The sequence below is a fragment of the Alcanivorax sp. genome (assembly GCF_019431375.1).
GTDB classification, from domain to species: domain Bacteria; phylum Pseudomonadota; class Gammaproteobacteria; order Pseudomonadales; family Alcanivoracaceae; genus Alcanivorax; species Alcanivorax jadensis_A.
In genome coordinates, this window is sequence record NZ_CP080267.1 from 1,700,488 (window position 1) to 1,717,944 (window position 17,457).

Genomic DNA, 17,457 nt, shown 5'->3' on the forward strand with positions numbered 1-17,457 from the left:
TAAGAAGTAAGGGTGGGTCCGCCAGGGCTCACCCACAACGCTGCAATGATGTATACCGCTGGGGGTCACCAATGAGCGATGTCGCCGCCGACATGTCTCGTCTCGAGAACTTCATTCCCTTTGATTGCCTGGGCGAATCCCACCTGAAGGAGATCCAGGGCCAGATTGAAGTGATCAAGATGGGCCCAGGACGGCTGTTGTTCAAACGCGGCCAGACCAGCGACAAAGCCTATTTTCTTGTTGAGGGCTCGGTGGACCTCACCGACGCCAGCTTTCAGGTGCGCCATTTCGCCGCCGATGACGACGAAAACTACCTGGCGCTGGACAATTACCCCGAACACACCATCAACGCCATTACTGCTGAAACCACCACCCTCTACGCCATCGACCGAAACAAACTGGATCTGCTGATGACCTGGACCCAGGCCGCTGAATCCATGCTCGACGAAGACGATGACGAAAGCGAAAGAGACTGGATGGATGCACTGCTATCCTCAGAGCTTTTTTCCGCAGTACCGCCGGCCATGATTCACAGCCTGTTCGTGAAATTCGAGGAACGGGAAGTGCAGCTTGGCGAAACCATTGTCACCGAAGGCGAGGATGGTGACACCTTCTTCGTGATCAAGCAGGGCAAGGCCATGGTCACCCGTGCCAAGGGGGCCAAACAGGAAACCCTGGCAGCCCTGTCCGCAGGCCGCTTCTTCGGTGAAGACGCCCTGATCAGCGACAGCCCGCGCAACGCCACCATCACCATGACCAGTGATGGCGTACTGATGTGTCTGGGCAAGAAGGATTTCCAGTCCATCCTGCAGGACTCAGTGATTCGTCATCTTAGCGAAGACGAGCTGGACACCATGGTTCTGGAGGCGGAAACCGCCTGCATTCTGGTGGATGTACGCCTGCCCATGGAGTTCCGCCACGATCGTACCCCCGGTGCCCGCAACCTGCCACTCAACGAACTGCGCCGTGAAGTCCACAACCTGGAAAAGGATTTTTTCTATGTGGTGTGCGGTGATGGTCGACGTAGTGAGCTGGGAGCCTATATCCTCTCGGAAGCGGGCCTCAACGCCTATGTGCTGGACCGGGGAAAAGCGACGGATGCAAAAAAACCAACGGAAGTGGCCTGATTCTTTTCTACTCAAGGGCACGCTGATACTGCTGCTGGTTCTGGCCGGCAGCCTCTGCCATGCCAATCCGGAACCGCCGCCCCCCTTTGTGATCCACAGCCTGCCAGACCAGGCCCGGATCACTATCTACTCCGAATACCTGCGCGACCCCTCCGGGGAACTGGATATCAAAGCGGTCAGCCAGCCTCCGGCCATGGCCAACTTCCAGCCGGCCACACGCTATATCGAACGCCTGGGCATCCTCAACGGACACTGGTGGGTGCGTGTTGCCATCAAGAACGAGCTGGGCAACAAAAACCACTTTGCCCTGCATCTGCGCGGCAACCCAGCGGCAAATCTCTATCTACCTGATGAGGATCAGGGCTACCGGCAGGTGCACCCCGAACAGCGCATTCCCGGGCGCGGCAGCAGCTTCCAGGTACATCTGCCCACTGGCGAAACCCAGCTACTCTATCTGCAATTGCCTCCCCGGGCCTACCTGACTTACGGACTGACCCTGACTACCGTCAACGACCTGCTCCAGACCCAGCAACAGCAAAATGCCATCTACATGCTGCTGGCCGGCGCCCTGTTGATCCTGGCACTGTATAACGTGATTGTTGGCGCCCTTCGTGGCGGCGCCACCTACTACTACCACTGCGGCTTCATCCTCAGCATCCTGCTGATCGGACTGACCCTGGCGGACTTGCTGCCCTGGTCCCTCAGTGACAATAACCTCCTTCACCCACGGTTGCTTTTTGCCGGCATGATGCTGGCCATGTGGTCTGCCACCGGCTTGTCACGAAGCTTTTTCAACCTGTCTGATCGCACCGGCTGGCTACATCACTGCACTCGTCTGCTGCAGATGCTGGCCCTGGCCAACCTGCCCTTTACCCTGATTCTTCCGCTGGCCGCTGCCGGCTACATCAGTTTTGCCCTGGTGACCGTAGCCACCCTGTTTCTGCTCACTATGGGTTACACGGCCTGGCACCGGGAAATCACCGGTGGCGGACTGTTTTTCATCACCTCCCTGCTGATCAGCTTCCCGGCATTACTGGTTTGCCTAGCCTGCCTCGGCGTGGTGCAAACCAGTGCGGAACTGCCCCAGTGGCTACTGGGCGCTACGGTGCTAGAAGCGCTGACACTGGGTATCGGTTTGCGACTGCAACACAGCCAGCAGGCACGCTTGCAGATCGAGAGAAAGCGCTCTGAGGCGGTGGCCGACACCGTGGACAGCACTCGTCGGGAAACCCTGTCACGGATTGGCCATGACATTCGCACACCACTGAGCGGCATCCTTGGCATGGCGGAAATTCTTGGCGACACCCCGCTTACCCCCAACCAGCGCGAATGCGTGGGCGCCATTCAGAATGCCGGCGACAACCTGCTGCGCATCATCAACGACGTGCTGGAACATTCACAATTATCCACCCAAGGCGCAGACATCAATCACAGTGCCCTGGACATCAATGACCTGATCATGGAAGCCATTGATCTGTTCAAGGAAAAAGCCGAGGAAAAACAGATCGAACTGATCACCCATGTGCATACCAACGTACCCACACGGGTGATCGGCGACGCCGGGCGGCTGCGCCAGATCCTCACCAACCTGATGGGGGCACTGGTACGCCATGGCAGTCACGGGGAACTGGTGGTGGATGTATCCATGGAGCCCACCGGCCAGGCAGACCGGGTACGCTTCGGCTTCTCCGGCAGCGCCATTAGCGACGACATTCTGAAACGCCTGCGCAGTACCAGTAATCAGCCGGAAAGCAGCCATCTAAGCCTGGCCATCGCCGAGCAGTTGGTGGAAGCCCTGCAGGGCCGCATGGGCACCCTGCAAGATCAGCGCGGCGCCCATTACTGGTTCGTGGTCCCCCTGCCAGCGGAAACCAGCGACGCCCCGCCACCGGCAATGGTAGATACCACCGCCCTGGAGGGTCGTAGTCTGCTGGTGGTGGACGATTCCAGCACCGTGACCCGGGTACTGCGTCACCATGCCCTCTCATGGGGGATGCGCGTCACCGCCTGCCATGATCCCCGCGAGGCACTGGCCTCCCTGCGCACCCAGGCCAACATCAACGAACCCTTCGACGTAGTGGTACTGGACCACAACATGCCCGGCATGGACGGTATGCAACTGGCCGCCCGAATCCACGAGGACCCGGTGATCATGCACCCCACAGTGCTGGTGATGCTCACCGGTGTCAGCCTGGCGCCCACCGCCACCCAGGCCCGCAACGTGGGTATCCATCGGGTGTTGTCCAAGCCGGTATCCGCCCCGCGCCTGCGCCAGGTGCTGGCCGAGGAACTGGGGCTGGGTCACCGACCGATTCCCCGCAAGACCGAACACAAGCCCGACCCGCAACTGAACATCCTGGTGGCGGAAGACCATTACCTGAGCCAGAAAGTGATCCGCGGCATGCTGGGCAAGCTGGGTCTCAAGGCCGACATCGCCTCCAACGGCCAGGAGGCACTGACGCTGGCCAAGAAGCACCGCTATGACCTGATCCTGATGGATTGCGAAATGCCGGAGATGGATGGCTTCGAAGCCACTCGACTGATTCGTCAGTATGAGCAGAAACAGGGTCTGCCGGCGGTGCCCATTGTCGCCCTCACCGCCCATATCCTGCGCGAGCACAAGGAGCGCAGCCTGGCAGCGGGCATGAATGCCCATCTGCCCAAGCCAGTGGAACTCAATGTGCTACGCGATACCCTGGTGCGATTTACCCGTCCCGACGCCACTGATTCGGACTTGTCCCTCGCCAGCGACGAAATGCCCGACTGAACGAGCTGGACTCGGCAAAACCCAGCAACAGGGCAATCTCGGTGAGCGACAGGGCCGGATCCTGCAGATACAGCTCCGCCAGACTCTGACGCAGGCCATCGAGAATTTCCGCAAAGCGCAACGAGCGGCGTGCCAGCCGGGCACTGAGTGTGCGCGCTGGCATGCCCAGGCTATCGGCCACGGATTCCAATGAGGGCTCACCGTCTGCCAGCTGCAGGTAGATGCGGGCCCGTACGGCGCTGACCAGGTTGGTATCGGCATCAAAATCCGCCAGCAGATCACGGGCCTCCCGCTCCATCATCACCGACAACCCCGGATCCGCCGATTCCAGTGGCAAGGACAGATACTCCGCCGGCAATTCCACCCCATCAAAATCCGCGGCGAAAACCACCGGCGCTTCAAAAAACGCCTGATAGCGTTGTTCGTCATCCGGAGCCGGGTGACGGAAACATACCCGCGCAGGGCTAAGCTGCCGGGCTATCAATGGACGCATAAAGGCCACCCAACCGGTCACCGCCGCCTCGGTGAGATACCGGGCCGGCTCACCGTCCAACGGGCATTGCCAGCTCAGCCGAACACTGTCCCCATGACGCGAGAGATGGGTCTCCCCCAGCTTACCGGACAGGCTTTCAAAGCGGATCAGCCGGTCGATGGCCTGGCCCAGATCGCGGCTGGCCAGAATCACATAGCCCAGCACCTGATAGGAACGAGGTTTGACCCGCTTGCCGATTTCGAAGCCCAGGCCCGGGTCGCCACTGGCTTGCAGAATCACCAGAAACAACCGCAACACATCCACCAGCGGCAATAACTGCCCCGGCTCCGCAAAGGGCGCCTCGCTGAGCCCGGCCTGCTGCAGCACCGTCTCCCGGGACAGGCCATAATGCGCCAGCAAGGGGGGCAACACCGCATCCACATAGGCGGCCGTGAGGCTCTGGTCGGAGCCGGCGAGGCCGGGATCAAGCACCGGCATGGACCGCCCTGCCCTGGCACCACTGGCGCAGTCGCGCCAGGGATTCCGCCATGGTCACCGACAGCGGTACGGTGGCCGCCAGCTCCGCTTCCAGCAGCGCCTGATCGAGCACGCCATCGGCAGCACCGGCACTGTAGAGCCCGGCCACCACCGCCTGCTCGATCTCCGCCCCGGTAAAACCATCACTATGCGCGGACAACGTGGGCAGATCGAAACGCTCGGCAGCCAGCCCGCGTTTTTCCAGATGAATCCGGAAGATCACCTCGCGCACCGCCGGCGACGGCAGATCCACAAAGAAGATTTCGTCCAGACGCCCCTTGCGGATCAGTTCCGGCGGCAACCGTTCAATATCGTTGGCCGTGGCCACCAGAAACACCTGACTCTGATTTTCCGCCATCCAGGTAAGCAGGGTTCCCAGCACCCGCCGGGAGGTACCGCCATCGTTGTCACCCACGGCGATGCCCTTTTCGATCTCATCGATCCACAACACACAGGGCGACATGGTTTCCGCCAGCTCCAGGGCTTCGCGCACGTTGCGCTCGGATTCACCGAAGAACTTGTTGTAGATAGCGCCCATATCCATGCGCAGCAACGGCAACCCCCACAGCCCGGCCACCGCCTTGGCAGCCAGGCTCTTGCCGCCGCCCTGCACCCCTACCATCATGATGCCGCGGGGAGAATCGATACCGTTGTGACCATGGAAGGCGTGCTCGCGTTTACCCAGCCAGTCTTTCAGCCCCTGCAGGCCGCCCACGCTGGCGAAGCTTTCCGTGTCGTACTCGTAGCTGAGAACACCATCCATTTCCATCAAGGCAAACTTGGCCTTATTGATTTCCGGCAGATCTGCCTCGGTAATGGCGCCATCATGGATAATGGCGCCCCGGGCCAGTTTGCGGGCATCCTCAACGCTCAGGCCACGGAGATTTCGCACCAGCCGATCGAGCGACTCCCGATCCGCGCGCACCCGTTCCCCTTTCTCCTTTTTGAAACGACGAGCCTCATCCTGAACGATGTGCTCCAGCTGCTTCTCGTCGGGCATGGACAGGGAAAAGCGGGTGCAATAACGGCGGATTTCCGGGGGAATGGAAAACTGGTGGCTGATCAACACCAGGGTGTGATGCAGACGCTCGTGGTGCAGCGCGATTTCTTTCAGCAGCCGGATATTTCGCGGCTCGTCCTTCAGAAACGGATGCATATCACACAGGGCATAGATACCTGGCTCATTGGTGCCTCGAATCTGCCCCAACACCGCATCCGGCTCCACCGTGTGCTTCTGACTGGGAACGTCTTCGAACTCAAGGCGCCGCAGGCCATCCACCGCGTTCCAGGCAAACACCGGTCGGCCCTCACGCATCCCCAGACGACGTATCAGGTCCAGTGCCCGCAGCTCCTCCCAGGTCTCGATGACCACGATGGGATAGCGGGATTCCAGCAGCATTTTCAGATCGTTCAGGTCGCTCATTTGTTATCATTCTTCACAGGTCACTGTCAGCGCTATGCTAGCATGAAGCCTGACACTGTTTTGTAGCGCCGCGGAAGACTCCCTGCTCACCGGAAGTACTCTGTTTTCCTGCACCCCGTGTGCGCCGTGGCAAACCGTTTTGGAAGATCCCCATGAGCGAACGTCGACTGTCACCGCTGGATAAACTACTTGCCCGGGCCGACAACGCCCTGCGTACGTTGACGCCGGGCACCATCCAGGCGGAACGGAAACCCGCCCATGCCTCCCCGGCGCCGGATGCCCCCGAGGCCGGCACCCTGCCCTCGGACAAACGCCGCCATGTGCTGGGACTGATGCGCATCAACCATACCGGCGAGGTGTGCGCTCAGGCCCTGTATCAGGGCCAGGCCAGCACTGCCAGCCTGCCCCATGTGCGCCACGCCATGGAGGAAGCAGCCCGCGAGGAAGAGGATCACCTGGCCTGGTGCGAGGAGCGGATCCAGGAACTCGGCGGCGTACCCAGCAAGCTCAACCCGCTGTTCTACGCCATGAGCTATGCAGTAGGCGCCACTGCCGGCCTGGTGGGGGATCGCTGGAGCCTGGGCTTTGTCTCGGAAACAGAAAATCAGGTGGTCAAACATCTGGAATCCCACCTGTTCCAGGTCCCGGAAAGCGACCTGCGCACCCGCGCCATCCTGGAACAAATGAAGGAAGACGAACTGAAACACGCCGTCACCGCCAAAGACGCCGGCGGCGCCGAGCTACCCCCACCAGTGCGCCACGCCATGACGCTGATGAGCAAGGTGATGACGTTTACGACTTACAGAATCTGAATTAATAATGAATAGTTAATAATTAATAACGTCGCGAACCTGGGTTTTCCCACCCCAAACGCAAGAGGCCGCGCCCATACTCTGGGCGCGGCCTCTTGGCTTTAAAAACAGCGCGAGACTTCCCCGCGCAGCTATTAACTATTCACTATTAACTGTTAACTGCCTTTCTCACCCCATATTCCGGCTGTAGAAAATCTCCAGCATCTCGGTACGCAGACGTTCCTCGATCTGTTCCAGCTCGTCCTTCTCGAATTCGTCGCTGCCGGCGCCGAACAGATAGTTGTCGATGTCGAAGTCCTTGAGCAGCATCTTGGTGTGGAAGATGTTCTCCTGGTAAACATTCACGTCGATCATCTGATAGGCGTTCTGGGTGTCTTCGGTAAGGAAGTTCTGGATCGAATTGATGTCGTGATCAATGTAATGCTTGGTGCCGTCCAGATCCCGGGTCATGCCGCGCACCCGATAGTCGATGGTGACGATATCGGAATCGAAGCTGTGGATCAGGTAGTTCAGTGCACGCAGCGGTGAAATCACCCCGCAGGTGGACACATCCACGTCCACCCGGAAAGTGGAAATACCGTTATCCGGGTGGGATTCCGGGTAGGTGTGCACGGTCACATGGCTCTTGTCCAGATGCGCCACCACGGAATCCGGCAGCGGGCCCGGGGCTTCTTCGTCCCAGTCGGTGCCATCCGGCGGGCTCTCGTGCTCGGCAATCAGCATGGTCACACTGGCGCCCTGGGGATCGTAATCCTGGCGCGCCACGTTGAGCACGTTGGCACCGATGATCTTGGTCACGTTGGTGAGAATCTCGGTGAGACGCTCGGCGTTATACAGCTCGTCAATATACTCGATGTACTCCTTGCGATGCTGTTCCGTCTTCGCATAGGCGATATCGAAAATATTGAAGCTCAAGGATTTGGTCAGGTTGTTGAAACCATGAACCGTAATCTTGGGATTGGGATCTTTCACCACAGCTGTACCCCGTAGGCGTCACCGCCACAATAAAACCAACACACCACCGCAGAGTCTGCGGTTACCTGTTTGCGAGACCTCAAGGCCTCAGACTTGCCCGGCTTGCGCCGGAACCCTTGACCGGCCAGGGGTCAAGCTTCCTGGCCCTCAATGGTATAACTATGAGTGATCTCAACACCACCTCGGGTCAGCATAATGCTGGCCGAGCAATACTTCTCCGCCGACAGCTCCACCGCCCGCTTCACCTGGGTTTCTTTCAGGTTATTGCCGCTGACGATGAAGTGCAGATGAATCTTGCTGAATACCGCCGGCACCTCATCGGCACGCTCCGCGGTCAGCTCACAACGGCAGTCCGTCACGTCCTGGCGGGACTTCTTGAGGATATGCACCACATCAAAGGAGGAGCAGCCACCCACCCCCAGCAACAGGGTCTCCATGGGGCGCGGCCCCCGGTTCTGGCCACCGTGGTCCGGCGGTCCGTCCATGAGCACCGTATGGCCGCTTTCTGTCTGCGCTTCATAGCAGGCTTCGCCCTGCCATTTAACCACTGCTTTCATGGGGGATCTCCCAGGTTCCAGTCACCGATCCAGGCCGGCTTTATCCGGCCCCGAAAGGGGGCGCAGAGTACCATAGCGCGGGGGCGCCGCCACCCCCTGCGGGGGCCGGATAACAGATAATTTTCCCGTCCCGACACCCTCTCCGCCCCTGCCGGCCGGGTGCCGGTCAGCCATAAGCCACCACTGGGCCTGTGAAAATTGAGAGTGAGAGCCAGTTCCCTTGGCATCAATGATAAAAACAGGCAATATCCTTACGCTTACCAGCTAAGACATTTTTCTGGCTTAATATTGAGCACCCATGACTGACGGCAACAAAATTATTCCAAATCTGGACCAGTTTCTGGCCCACTGCCATCGCCGCAAATACCCGGCGAAGAGCACCATCATTTATGCGGGTGATGAATCGGATGCGCTTTACTACATTTTGAAGGGCTCCGTGACGGTCATGATCGAAGACGACGATGGTCGCGAGATGATCATGGCTTACCTGAATGAAGGGGATTTCTTCGGTGAAATGGGGTTGTTCGAGAACGACCCATCACGCTCTGCCTGGGTAAAAGCCAAGACTGAATGCGAAGTCGCCGAAGTCAGCTACGGCAAATTCAAACAACTGGCCCGGGAAGACGCCGACATCCTGTTCGCCGTCTCCGCCCAGATCGCCGGCCGTCTGCGCGCCACCACCCGCAAAGTGGGAGATCTGGCGTTCCTGGATGTGACCGGCCGCGTGGCTGGCACCCTGCTGGACCTGTGCAAACAACCCGACGCCATGACCCACCCCGACGGCATGCAGATCAAGGTCACCCGCCAGGAAATCGGCCGCATCGTCGGCTGCTCCCGGGAAATGGTCGGCCGGGTTCTCAAGAACCTGGAAGAACAGGGGCTGGTGTCGGTTAAAGGCAAGACCATGGTGGTTTACGGAACGCGGTAAAAAGCAGTTAACAGTTAATAGTGAACAGTTAACAGCTGCGCGTTCAGCGCATGAGTGACTGAAAGCAAAGAGGCCGCGCCCAGATGATGGGCGCGGCCTCTTGCGTTTAACGACAGAACAACCTGGTCCGCGGCGCTGTTAACTGTTCACTATTAACTGTTAACTACTCTTGAACGCTGCCATCTCCCGCTGGATAAAGTGCTCCACCAGATCCCGGTAAAGCTTCTCGACCATATCCGCATCCAGCCCGTCCTGCTCCGCCCATTCGCGACGGATCTCTAGCATGGTTCTGAAACGCTACGGTGCCCGCACCCCGTCTTCACTGGTTTTGAACGCTGCGGCAGCATGGACATACCCCGCCCTTTCACCCAGCAATGCAATGATTTTCCTGTCGCGGCGATCGATTTCGGCACGGATGTCCTCCATACCCAGGCATTCCTGCGGCGACTTTCCTGTCATTCCAACTCCCTGTTTGGCATTAAAACGAAGAAGCCGCACCCACTTCATGGGCGCGGCCTCCAACATTCCCTGCACGGCACCAACCCTCCCCGCGCAGCTATTAACTGTTCACTAAAAAAACAAGGCTTTAAGCGCCGCCCCCGGATCCTCCGCCCGCATGAAGGCTTCGCCCACCAGGAACGCATTGATGCCGTTCTTGCGCATCAGCTTCACGTCTTCGATTGTGTGGATGCCACTTTCGGTGACGATCATGCGATCACCGGGGACTTTTTCCGCCAACGTCAGGGTGGTGTAGAGGCTGGTATCAAAGGTATGCAGATTGCGGTTGTTGATGCCGATCAGTTCGGCGTTGAGATTCACCGCCCGCTCCAGCTCTTCCTCGGTATGCACTTCCACCAGCACATCACAGCCGGCCTGCTGGGCGGCGTGGTAGAGCTCGTTCATCTGGTCGTCAGACAGGGCGGCGGCGATCAGCAGTACCGCGTCGGCGCCCATGGCCCGGGACTCGAAGATCTGCCAGGGGTCGATCATGAAGTCCTTGCGCAGCACCGGCAGGTTCACCGCGTTGCGGGCGGCGCGCAGGTAATGTTCGTCACCCTGGAAGAAGTCCTTGTCGGTGAGCACCGATAGGCAGGCGGCGCCGTTTTTCTCGTAGCTGCGGGCAATCTCCACCGGGTCGAAATCGTCCCGGATCACCCCCTTGCTGGGTGACGCCTTCTTGATCTCGGCGATCACCGCCGGCTGGTGGTCGCGCACCCGGTCGAACAGGCTGGCGATAAATCCCCGGGCCTTGCGCTCATTATCGGCCATGGCCTCCAGCTCGCCCAGGGTGTAGTTGTTCTTGCCGACCGCAATTTCTTCCTGCTTGCGGGCAATGATCTTGTCGAGAATGGTGCCTGTGCTCATAACCGCTCTCCTTATCAGTCCGCAGCCGTGAGGGCCGTGCTGTACTGAGCCAGTTCACGCATGCGCTCTGCTGCCTCTCCATTGTGTATCAGGTCTTCGGCCATTCGTACCCCTTCTTTGTGAGTGCGGGTAATGCCGCTCACATAGATGGCCGCCCCGGCGTTCAGGGCGATCATGTCCGCCGCCTTGCGGGCCGCGTCATTGCTGCGTTTGCCGAAGGCATCGCGGATCAGGGCCAGGGAGGTGTCCGAATCGGTCACATCCAGGCCCACCAGCGAATCAGAGTCCAGCCCCAGGTCTTCCGGAGTCACGTCGTATTCACTGATTTCCCCGTTACGGAATTCCGCCACATGGGTACGGGTGGCCAGGCTGATCTCGTCCAGGCCATCCTTGCTGTGCACCACCATCACGTGCTCGGCGCCCAGACGCCCCATCACTTCGGCCATGGGCCGGCACAGCTTCTCGGAAAAGACCCCCAGCACCAGACGCTGCACGGCGGCCGGGTTGGTCATGGGGCCGAGAATATTGAACAGGGTGCGCATGCCCAGCTCCTTGCGCGGCCCCACGGCGTACTTCATGGCTTTGTGGTGATTAGGGGCAAACATGAAGCCCACGCCCACATTGTCTACGCAGCTGCCGATCTGTTCCGGGGTCAGGTCCAGGGCGATACCGGCGGTTTCCAGCAGGTCCGCCGAGCCGCTTTTGGAGCTCACCGAGCGCCCGCCATGCTTGGCCACCCGGGCCCCGGCCGCCGCCGCCACAAAAGCGCTGGCCGAGGACACGTTGAACAGGTTGGCGCCATCGCCACCGGTGCCGACGATGTCCACCAGGTACTGACGATTCTGCACCGGTACGGCGGTAACCAGCTCGCGCATGACCTGCACCCCGCCGGTGATCTCGTCCAGGGATTCGCTCTTCATGCGCAGGGCCACCAGGAAACCGCCGATCTGGGCGTCAGTGGCGCCACCGGTCATGATCTGGCGCATTACCTCCTGCATTTCCTCGATGCTCAGGTCGATCTGCTCGACCACCTTGGCCAGGGCCTGCTGGATATTCATGCGGCGTCCCCTTGTTGTTCGTTGTTAAGAAAATTCTCGAGCAGGGCATGACCGTGCTCACTCAAAATGGACTCGGGATGATACTGCACGCCTTCGATGGGCAGGGTCTTGTGGCGCATGCCCATCACCTCGTCCACGCTGCCATCCTCATTGCAGGTCCAGGCGGTCATTTCCAGGCAATCCGGCAGACTGTCCTTTTCCACCACCAGGGAGTGGTAGCGGGTGGCCGTGTAGGGGGACGGCAGGTTGCGGAAAATGCCTACACCACTGTGGTAGATGGGTGACGTCTTGCCGTGCATCACCTGGCGGGCGCGCACCACCTTGCCGCCAAAGGCCTGACCGATACTCTGATGGCCCAGGCAGACCCCCAGGATCGGCAGCTTGCCGGCAAAATGCTGGATGGCGGCAATGGAGATGCCCGCCTCGTTGGGAGTACAGGGCCCCGGGGAAATCATCAACCGGTCCGGCTTCAGCGCCTCGATTTCCTCAATGGAAATCTGGTCGTTGCGATGCACCAGCACCTCTGCTCCCAGCTCCTGCAGGTACTGCACCAGGTTGTAGGTAAAGCTGTCGTAGTTGTCGATCATCAGCACACGCATTACCGCTGCCCTCCGTCTGCCAGGTTGAGACCACCCAGTGCCAGATTCACCGCCCGGAACACCGCCCGGGCCTTGTTCATGGTCTCGTCCCATTCGGACTGGGGCACGGAGTCGGCCACGATGCCGGCACCGGCCTGTACGTAGAGGCGCTGATCCTTGACCACAGCGGTACGGATGGCGATGGCGGTATCCATGTCACCGTTGAAACCGATATAGCCCACGGCACCGCCGTAAATTCCCCGCTTGGTGGGCTCCAGCTCGTCGATAATTTCCATGGCGCGAATTTTCGGCGCCCCGCTCAGGGTGCCCGCCGGGAAGGTGGCACGCAGCACGTCCAGCGGCCCCAGGCCGTCGCGCAATTCGCCTTCCACGTTGGAAACGATGTGCATCACGTGGGAATAGCGCTCCACCACCATCTTGTCGGTGAGCGTGACCTTGCCGGGCTTGGCTACCCGGCCCACGTCGTTGCGGCCCAGGTCGATGAGCATGAGGTGCTCGGCGATTTCCTTGGGGTCGGCCAGCAGGTCCGCTTCCAGGGCCTGATCTTCTTCTGCATTGGCGCCGCGCTTGCGGGTGCCGGCGATGGGTCGCACGGTGACAGCGCCCTGCTCTGCCCGGGTGAGGATTTCCGGGGACGAGCCGGCGATATGGAAATCCCCCAGATCCAGATAGAACATGTAAGGGGACGGGTTCAGGTAACGCAGCGCCCGGTACAGATCCAGGGCCGGGGCCTTGAAGGGGCAACTCATGCGCTGGGCAGGGACCACCTGCATCACGTCACCGGCGAGAATGTACTCGCGCACCTTTTCCACCCCGGCCTTGAACTGCGCTTCCGGGAATTCGCTACGGAAATCGCTCTCGTCCACCGGCTCGCCGTAGACGGTATGCTCCGGCTCCGGCAGGGGCGCACGCAGCAGGGTCTGCAGCTCATCCAGGCGCTGCGACGCCTGCTCACCGGCATCCGCTTCGCGGGGGTCCACGTGCACCACCAGGAACAGGGCGCCGCGCAGATTATCGAACACCACCACTTCTTCGGAGCGCATCAGCAGGATATCCGGCACCCCGAGCACATCCTCGCCAGGCGCAGGCCCCAGCCGGGGCTCGAAATAACGCACGCTGTCGTAGCCGAAGTAGCCCACCAGGCCACCGTTGAAACGGGGCAGCCCGGGAATTTCCGGTGAGCGATACTGCTGACGGTAGTCTTCAATCCACTGGATCGGGTCCGCCACCTCGACGGTGTTTTCGCCCTCTTCATTGCTGACCGTGACGGCCGTGCCGGTGATGCGGATCACTTCCGTGGCCGGCAGCCCGAGAATGGAATAGCGGCCCCAGCGCTCGCCGCCCTGAACGGATTCAAACAGGTAGCTGTAAGGCCCCTGGGCAAGCTTGCGGTAAGCGGTCAGCGGCGTATCCAGATCCGCCAGCACCTCGCGTACCAGCGGCACCCGGGTATAGCCCTCTCGGGCATAACGATCCAGTTGCTGTTGTGACATGGTTGTCCCTATTGGTCTTCGCTCGGCCATTCAAACGCACGGGCCGACAAGTGCAACAATTGTAGAGGAAAAACAAGGCAAAAAGGGCGCGTCAGTGCAGTGCTCAGCACAGACACAGGGAGAGCGTCACCATCGCCAGCTGGCGGGTGCGGAAAGGAAGGCAAAACTGTTGATCAGGGCACGGTCCAAGGGGGACGTCCTTTCTCAAACGTGAAGATTGGGGGAATTCTAGCTAATGAGAACGCCAGACGCCAGACGCTCGACGCCTGACGCTGAAAACCCGGGGGAAACTGCTAAACTGGCGCTTCGGTTTTTGCGCGCTTTAACGTCCTGCGTCACCCCAGGAGCCCCATGAAGATCCTCGCCCTTTACACCGCCAGCGAATCCCGCGGCCCGGTTGAAAGCCAGCCCGCTGTGCAATTGCGCGCCGGATGCGGCATCGTTGGTGACCGGCATTACAAACGCAATGCGCAACCGGCCGAACAGATCACCCTGATCGAATCCGAAGCCATCGCCGCCTTCAACCGCGATTATCAGCAGCAGGTTGAGCCACACACCCTGCGTCGCAATGTACTCACCGAAGGGGTGGACCTGAATGCTCTGGAGGGCCGGGAGTTTCTGCTCGGCAACATCCGCCTGCGCGGCATCGAACTGTGCGAGCCCTGCTCCGTGGTGGGCAAGTTGCTGGCCGGCGATCTGACCCCACCCCAGGTGGTAAAGGCCCTTCTGGGACGAGGCGGCCTGCGTTGTGAAATCCTGTCCAGCGGCGTGGTTCGGGTGGGCGATCAGATTGTGACGCCGGAAGGCTGAGCCTGCACCGCAGCATCGGAGGAGATTGCCCGCGGCAATTTCCGCCCTAAGACAAACTGATCTACCCCCGCCGTAGGAGCGTCGCTGGCGGCGCGATTCCAGACCATGATCAAAAGCATTTGATCCACAGAGGGCACAGAGATCACCGAGAGAGAAGGTCTTTCCTCTGTGTGCTCTGTGCCCTCTGCGGTGATATTCCAGTCTTTAAACGCCTTTGATCGCGCCGCCAGCGACGCTCCTACGGCGGACTTCGAAGTAGGTTATCTTTTCCTCCGGGCGTGTGAATCCATGCTACCCTCGCCCTTTTACAGCCCCTACCCAATGCCCCTATGAACAGAACAGCCCAATGAGCATGCCTTCTTCCGACACCGTCATCGCACAAACCCGCCAGTGGCTGGAACAGATCGTCGTCGGCCTGAACCTGTGTCCCTTTGCCCGCAAGCCTCTCGGTGCCGGCCAGGTTCACTTTGCCGTCAGCGACAGCCGCAATGTGGAAACCCTGCTGACCGATTTGTATGACGAGCTGGTGCGGCTGGATAACACCCCCGCCGAGCAGATCGACACTACCCTGCTGATCATTCCCGATCAGCTGGAGGATTTTCTCGACTACAACGACATGCTCGATCTGGCCGACGGCCTGCTGGAACAGCAGGGCTGGGAAGGCACCTATCAGATTGCCAGCTTTCATCCTGCCTATCAGTTTGCCGACACGGAGGTAGACGATCGGGAGAACTACACCAACCGGGCGCCCTACCCGATCCTGCATATCCTCCGTGAAGCCAGCCTGAACCGGGGCCTGGCCAGCTACCCGGACCCGGAGCAGATTCCCGAGCGCAACATCGCCACCCTCAACGGCCTCAGCGATGACCAGTGGCAAAGCCTGTTTGGCCAGCGCCCCGGAGGCGCACCGTGAATCTGGATCTGACGGATATCGGCCTGGTCACTGCGGTGGTGGTGATTGCCGCCCTGTTCTGGCGCTCCCACGGCATCCGCGAACGGGCGCTGATCTACACCCGGCGCTTTTGCCAACGGGAAGCGGTGGAGTTTCTGGATGATACCGTGGGGCTGGAAAAACTCACCCTGGAAAAGGATCGCCACGGCAAACGGCGCATCACACGTATTTACCGTTTCGAATTCACCGTCACCGGCGGAGAGCGCTACCCCGGCCACACCTATGTGCAGGGCGGCCAGGTGCAACGGGTGGAACTACCGCCCCACCGCTACATCCCGGATCCGGAACAACTGCACTGACGCGACAAGCGACAGGCCTCAACGCACGTAAAGGCAGTAGCTACCGGCAAGATATGGGCACCGCGCTGATCCGGTAATCGCGGGCACGGCCTTTGATTCTGGCAATGCATTGACCGCGCCTTGCAGCTTGAAGCTTGCGACTGCTTTATCGCGCCGCCAGCGACGCGGCTACGGCATGGGTTTATCGCAGTTGACCATCCAGGGCACCCCGAACCGATCAGTGCACATACCGAAACGCTTGGCCCAGAAGGTTTCTTCCATGGGCATGCGGATTTCACCCCCGTCGCTCAAGGCAGCAAAGATTTTCTCCGCCCGCTCTGCGGTTTCCGCCTGCACATTGATGATGGTGCCTTGCGGCTTTTCATACACATCCGGCGGACAGTCCGAGCCCATCAGCACGATGCCCTCCCCTTTCAGGCACACATGGCAGATGTTGTTATGGCACTCGGGGGGCACCTCACTGGCCATGGGCGATTCGCCCATGGTGATCAGAAAACTGATCTCAGCCTTGAGCACACTGGCATAAAAATCAAAGGCTTCCCGGCAATTTCCCTGGAAATTCAGGTACGGATTGAGACGGACTTCAGACATGGTTTCTCTCCTTGAAGGGATTGGCTTTCCATAGCTAATCGATTGGGGTGCCCGTTTTTCGACAGGCGCCCACGTTTTATAAGGAGCATCGGCGTTCTGGTTAGCTGTTAACTATTCACTGTTAACTGTTAACTGCCTTACTTCACCCGTTGCTTGCCCAGCTTCCTGGCCAGGGTGCGGCGGTGCATACCCAGACGCCGGGCGGTTTCCGAGATATTAAATCCGGTTTCCGCCAGGGTTTCGTGGATGCGTTCCCATTCCAGGGTTTTCAGGTCGGTTTCCCGGGCGGTCAGGGCCACATCCACATCCCCTTCGGCACGCAGGAAGGCGGCTTCAATATCGTCGGTATTGGACGGCTTGGCCAGGTAATGGCAGGCCCCCAGCTTCACCGCTTCCACCGCCGTGGCAATACTGGCGTAACCGGTGAGTACCACGATCAGCATATCCTCGTTATGCTGGTTGAGAGTCTGCACACAGGCCAGACCGGAGGCATCGCCCTTCAGCTTCAGATCCACCACCGCATAGCCCGGATCGTGCTCCTCCAGCAGCGCCTCCATGTCTTCCATGCCGGCGGCATGGATCACGGTATACCCGCGCCGTTCAAAGGAACGACTCAGAGTACGGGCAAAGGCCTCATCGTCTTCCACGATCAGCAGCAACCGCTCTGTCTGTTGATCAACCTCACTCACAAC

The 17,457-nt window shown here is 60.0% G+C and carries 19 protein-coding genes; 7 read left to right on the plus strand and 12 right to left on the minus strand.

The features are described from left to right. The first annotated feature begins 71 nt into the window (after positions 1-71). The gene (locus tag KZ772_RS07880; protein WP_290539248.1) at positions 72-1,127 is read left to right on the plus strand and encodes a cyclic nucleotide-binding domain-containing protein; all 1,056 of its coding nucleotides are present in this window, start codon (positions 72-74) and stop codon (positions 1,125-1,127) included. Next, complete coding sequence (locus KZ772_RS07885) at positions 1,099-3,894, plus strand: hybrid sensor histidine kinase/response regulator (protein ID WP_290539249.1); 2,796 nt, start codon at positions 1,099-1,101, stop codon at positions 3,892-3,894. The genes KZ772_RS07880 and KZ772_RS07885 overlap by 29 nt, the downstream gene beginning before the upstream one ends. On the opposite strand, the gene KZ772_RS07890 is transcribed toward KZ772_RS07885, so the two are convergent. Beyond that, a complete protein-coding gene (locus tag KZ772_RS07890) occupies positions 3,833-4,864 on the minus strand; it encodes an AraC family transcriptional regulator (protein WP_290539250.1) in 1,032 nt (343 codons plus the stop codon). The two genes, KZ772_RS07885 and KZ772_RS07890, sit on opposite strands and share 62 nt — an antisense overlap. Continuing rightward, positions 4,851-6,326, minus strand: a complete 1,476-nt coding sequence (locus KZ772_RS07895; RefSeq protein WP_290539251.1) for an AAA family ATPase — start codon at positions 6,324-6,326, stop codon at positions 4,851-4,853. Before KZ772_RS07895 ends, KZ772_RS07890 begins: the two co-directional genes overlap by 14 nt. A gap of 152 nt (positions 6,327-6,478) precedes the next feature. On the opposite strand from KZ772_RS07895, the gene coq7 reads away from it, so the two are divergent. Then, a complete protein-coding gene (gene coq7 / locus KZ772_RS07900; protein WP_290539252.1) occupies positions 6,479-7,138 on the plus strand; it encodes a 2-polyprenyl-3-methyl-6-methoxy-1,4-benzoquinone monooxygenase in 660 nt (219 codons plus the stop codon). 168 nt (positions 7,139-7,306) lie between these two features. Here the strand turns inward: coq7 and speD are convergent, their stop codons facing one another. Both speD and KZ772_RS07910 read right to left on the minus strand, forming a co-directional pair. Continuing rightward, complete coding sequence (gene speD / locus KZ772_RS07905; RefSeq protein ID WP_290539458.1) at positions 7,307-8,089, minus strand: adenosylmethionine decarboxylase; 783 nt, start codon at positions 8,087-8,089, stop codon at positions 7,307-7,309. A 155-nt stretch (positions 8,090-8,244) separates the two neighbouring features. Beyond that, on the minus strand, positions 8,245-8,670 hold the full coding sequence (locus tag KZ772_RS07910; protein WP_290539253.1) for an OsmC family protein: 426 nt from the start codon (positions 8,668-8,670) through the stop codon (positions 8,245-8,247). A 298-nt stretch (positions 8,671-8,968) separates the two neighbouring features. Here KZ772_RS07910 and crp point away from each other — a divergent pair, with 298 nt between their 5' ends. After that, positions 8,969-9,598: a cAMP-activated global transcriptional regulator CRP gene (crp, locus tag KZ772_RS07915; protein ID WP_035250214.1), complete on the plus strand. Its 630-nt coding sequence runs from the start codon at positions 8,969-8,971 to the stop codon at positions 9,596-9,598. Between the two features lie 159 nt (positions 9,599-9,757). Here crp and KZ772_RS07920 read toward each other — a convergent pair whose 3' ends face one another. The 6 genes from KZ772_RS07920 to trpE all read right to left on the minus strand — a co-directional run bounded on the left by KZ772_RS07920 (position 9,758) and on the right by trpE (position 14,113). Next, positions 9,758-9,883, minus strand: a complete 126-nt coding sequence (locus KZ772_RS07920) for a hypothetical protein (protein WP_290539254.1) — start codon at positions 9,881-9,883, stop codon at positions 9,758-9,760. A 12-nt stretch (positions 9,884-9,895) separates the two neighbouring features. Then, on the minus strand, positions 9,896-10,057 hold the full coding sequence (locus KZ772_RS07925) for a chorismate mutase (protein WP_290539255.1): 162 nt from the start codon (positions 10,055-10,057) through the stop codon (positions 9,896-9,898). A gap of 111 nt (positions 10,058-10,168) precedes the next feature. Then, positions 10,169-10,963 carry an indole-3-glycerol phosphate synthase TrpC gene (gene trpC, locus KZ772_RS07930; protein ID WP_290539256.1) on the minus strand — a complete coding sequence of 265 codons (795 nt, stop codon included), beginning with the start codon at positions 10,961-10,963 and terminating at the stop codon, positions 10,169-10,171. Positions 10,964-10,977: 14 nt separating this feature from the next. Next, positions 10,978-12,021 carry an anthranilate phosphoribosyltransferase gene (gene trpD / locus KZ772_RS07935; protein WP_290539257.1) on the minus strand — a complete coding sequence of 348 codons (1,044 nt, stop codon included), beginning with the start codon at positions 12,019-12,021 and terminating at the stop codon, positions 10,978-10,980. Continuing rightward, complete coding sequence (locus tag KZ772_RS07940; RefSeq protein WP_290539258.1) at positions 12,018-12,620, minus strand: aminodeoxychorismate/anthranilate synthase component II; 603 nt, start codon at positions 12,618-12,620, stop codon at positions 12,018-12,020. Before KZ772_RS07940 ends, trpD begins: the two co-directional genes overlap by 4 nt. Next, entirely contained in the window at positions 12,620-14,113 is a 1,494-nt protein-coding gene (gene trpE, locus KZ772_RS07945; protein WP_290539259.1) for an anthranilate synthase component I, read from the minus strand. The genes KZ772_RS07940 and trpE overlap by 1 nt, the downstream gene beginning before the upstream one ends. A 351-nt stretch (positions 14,114-14,464) precedes the next feature. Here trpE and KZ772_RS07950 point away from each other — a divergent pair, with 351 nt between their 5' ends. From KZ772_RS07950 to KZ772_RS07960, 3 genes are all read left to right on the plus strand, one after another. Next, positions 14,465-14,923 carry an MOSC domain-containing protein gene (locus KZ772_RS07950; protein ID WP_290539260.1) on the plus strand — a complete coding sequence of 153 codons (459 nt, stop codon included), beginning with the start codon at positions 14,465-14,467 and terminating at the stop codon, positions 14,921-14,923. A gap of 346 nt (positions 14,924-15,269) precedes the next feature. After that, the gene (locus KZ772_RS07955; RefSeq protein WP_290539261.1) at positions 15,270-15,836 is read left to right on the plus strand and encodes a DUF1415 domain-containing protein; all 567 of its coding nucleotides are present in this window, start codon (positions 15,270-15,272) and stop codon (positions 15,834-15,836) included. Then, entirely contained in the window at positions 15,833-16,174 is a 342-nt protein-coding gene (locus KZ772_RS07960) for a DUF3301 domain-containing protein (protein ID WP_290539262.1), read from the plus strand. The genes KZ772_RS07955 and KZ772_RS07960 overlap by 4 nt, the downstream gene beginning before the upstream one ends. Positions 16,175-16,342: 168 nt before the next feature. Here the strand turns inward: KZ772_RS07960 and KZ772_RS07965 are convergent, their stop codons facing one another. Then, on the minus strand, positions 16,343-16,765 hold the full coding sequence (locus KZ772_RS07965; protein WP_290539263.1) for a VOC family protein: 423 nt from the start codon (positions 16,763-16,765) through the stop codon (positions 16,343-16,345). Positions 16,766-16,902: 137 nt separating this feature from the next. Further along, positions 16,903-17,454, minus strand: a complete 552-nt coding sequence (locus KZ772_RS07970) for a response regulator transcription factor (RefSeq protein ID WP_290539264.1) — start codon at positions 17,452-17,454, stop codon at positions 16,903-16,905. Positions 17,455-17,457 lie beyond the last annotated feature (3 nt).

What these genes read in the sequence shown, in the direction of transcription:
- KZ772_RS07880 (WP_290539248.1), top strand. Translation starts at nt 72, where the DNA reads ATGAGCGATGTCGCCGCCGACATGTCTCGTCTCGAGAACTTCATTCCC.
- KZ772_RS07885 (WP_290539249.1), top strand. Translation starts at nt 1,099, where the DNA reads ATGCAAAAAAACCAACGGAAGTGGCCTGATTCTTTTCTACTCAAGGGC.
- KZ772_RS07890 (WP_290539250.1), bottom strand. Translation starts at nt 4,864, where the DNA reads ATGCCGGTGCTTGATCCCGGCCTCGCCGGCTCCGACCAGAGCCTCACG.
- KZ772_RS07895 (WP_290539251.1), bottom strand. Translation starts at nt 6,326, where the DNA reads ATGAGCGACCTGAACGATCTGAAAATGCTGCTGGAATCCCGCTATCCC.
- coq7 (WP_290539252.1), top strand. Translation starts at nt 6,479, where the DNA reads ATGAGCGAACGTCGACTGTCACCGCTGGATAAACTACTTGCCCGGGCC.
- KZ772_RS07910 (WP_290539253.1), bottom strand. Translation starts at nt 8,670, where the DNA reads ATGAAAGCAGTGGTTAAATGGCAGGGCGAAGCCTGCTATGAAGCGCAG.
- crp (WP_035250214.1), top strand. Translation starts at nt 8,969, where the DNA reads ATGACTGACGGCAACAAAATTATTCCAAATCTGGACCAGTTTCTGGCC.
- KZ772_RS07920 (WP_290539254.1), bottom strand. Translation starts at nt 9,883, where the DNA reads ATGCTAGAGATCCGTCGCGAATGGGCGGAGCAGGACGGGCTGGATGCG.
- KZ772_RS07925 (WP_290539255.1), bottom strand. Translation starts at nt 10,057, where the DNA reads ATGACAGGAAAGTCGCCGCAGGAATGCCTGGGTATGGAGGACATCCGT.
- trpC (WP_290539256.1), bottom strand. Translation starts at nt 10,963, where the DNA reads ATGAGCACAGGCACCATTCTCGACAAGATCATTGCCCGCAAGCAGGAA.
- trpD (WP_290539257.1), bottom strand. Translation starts at nt 12,021, where the DNA reads ATGAATATCCAGCAGGCCCTGGCCAAGGTGGTCGAGCAGATCGACCTG.
- KZ772_RS07940 (WP_290539258.1), bottom strand. Translation starts at nt 12,620, where the DNA reads ATGCGTGTGCTGATGATCGACAACTACGACAGCTTTACCTACAACCTG.
- trpE (WP_290539259.1), bottom strand. Translation starts at nt 14,113, where the DNA reads ATGTCACAACAGCAACTGGATCGTTATGCCCGAGAGGGCTATACCCGG.
- KZ772_RS07950 (WP_290539260.1), top strand. Translation starts at nt 14,465, where the DNA reads ATGAAGATCCTCGCCCTTTACACCGCCAGCGAATCCCGCGGCCCGGTT.
- KZ772_RS07955 (WP_290539261.1), top strand. Translation starts at nt 15,270, where the DNA reads ATGAGCATGCCTTCTTCCGACACCGTCATCGCACAAACCCGCCAGTGG.
- KZ772_RS07965 (WP_290539263.1), bottom strand. Translation starts at nt 16,765, where the DNA reads ATGTCTGAAGTCCGTCTCAATCCGTACCTGAATTTCCAGGGAAATTGC.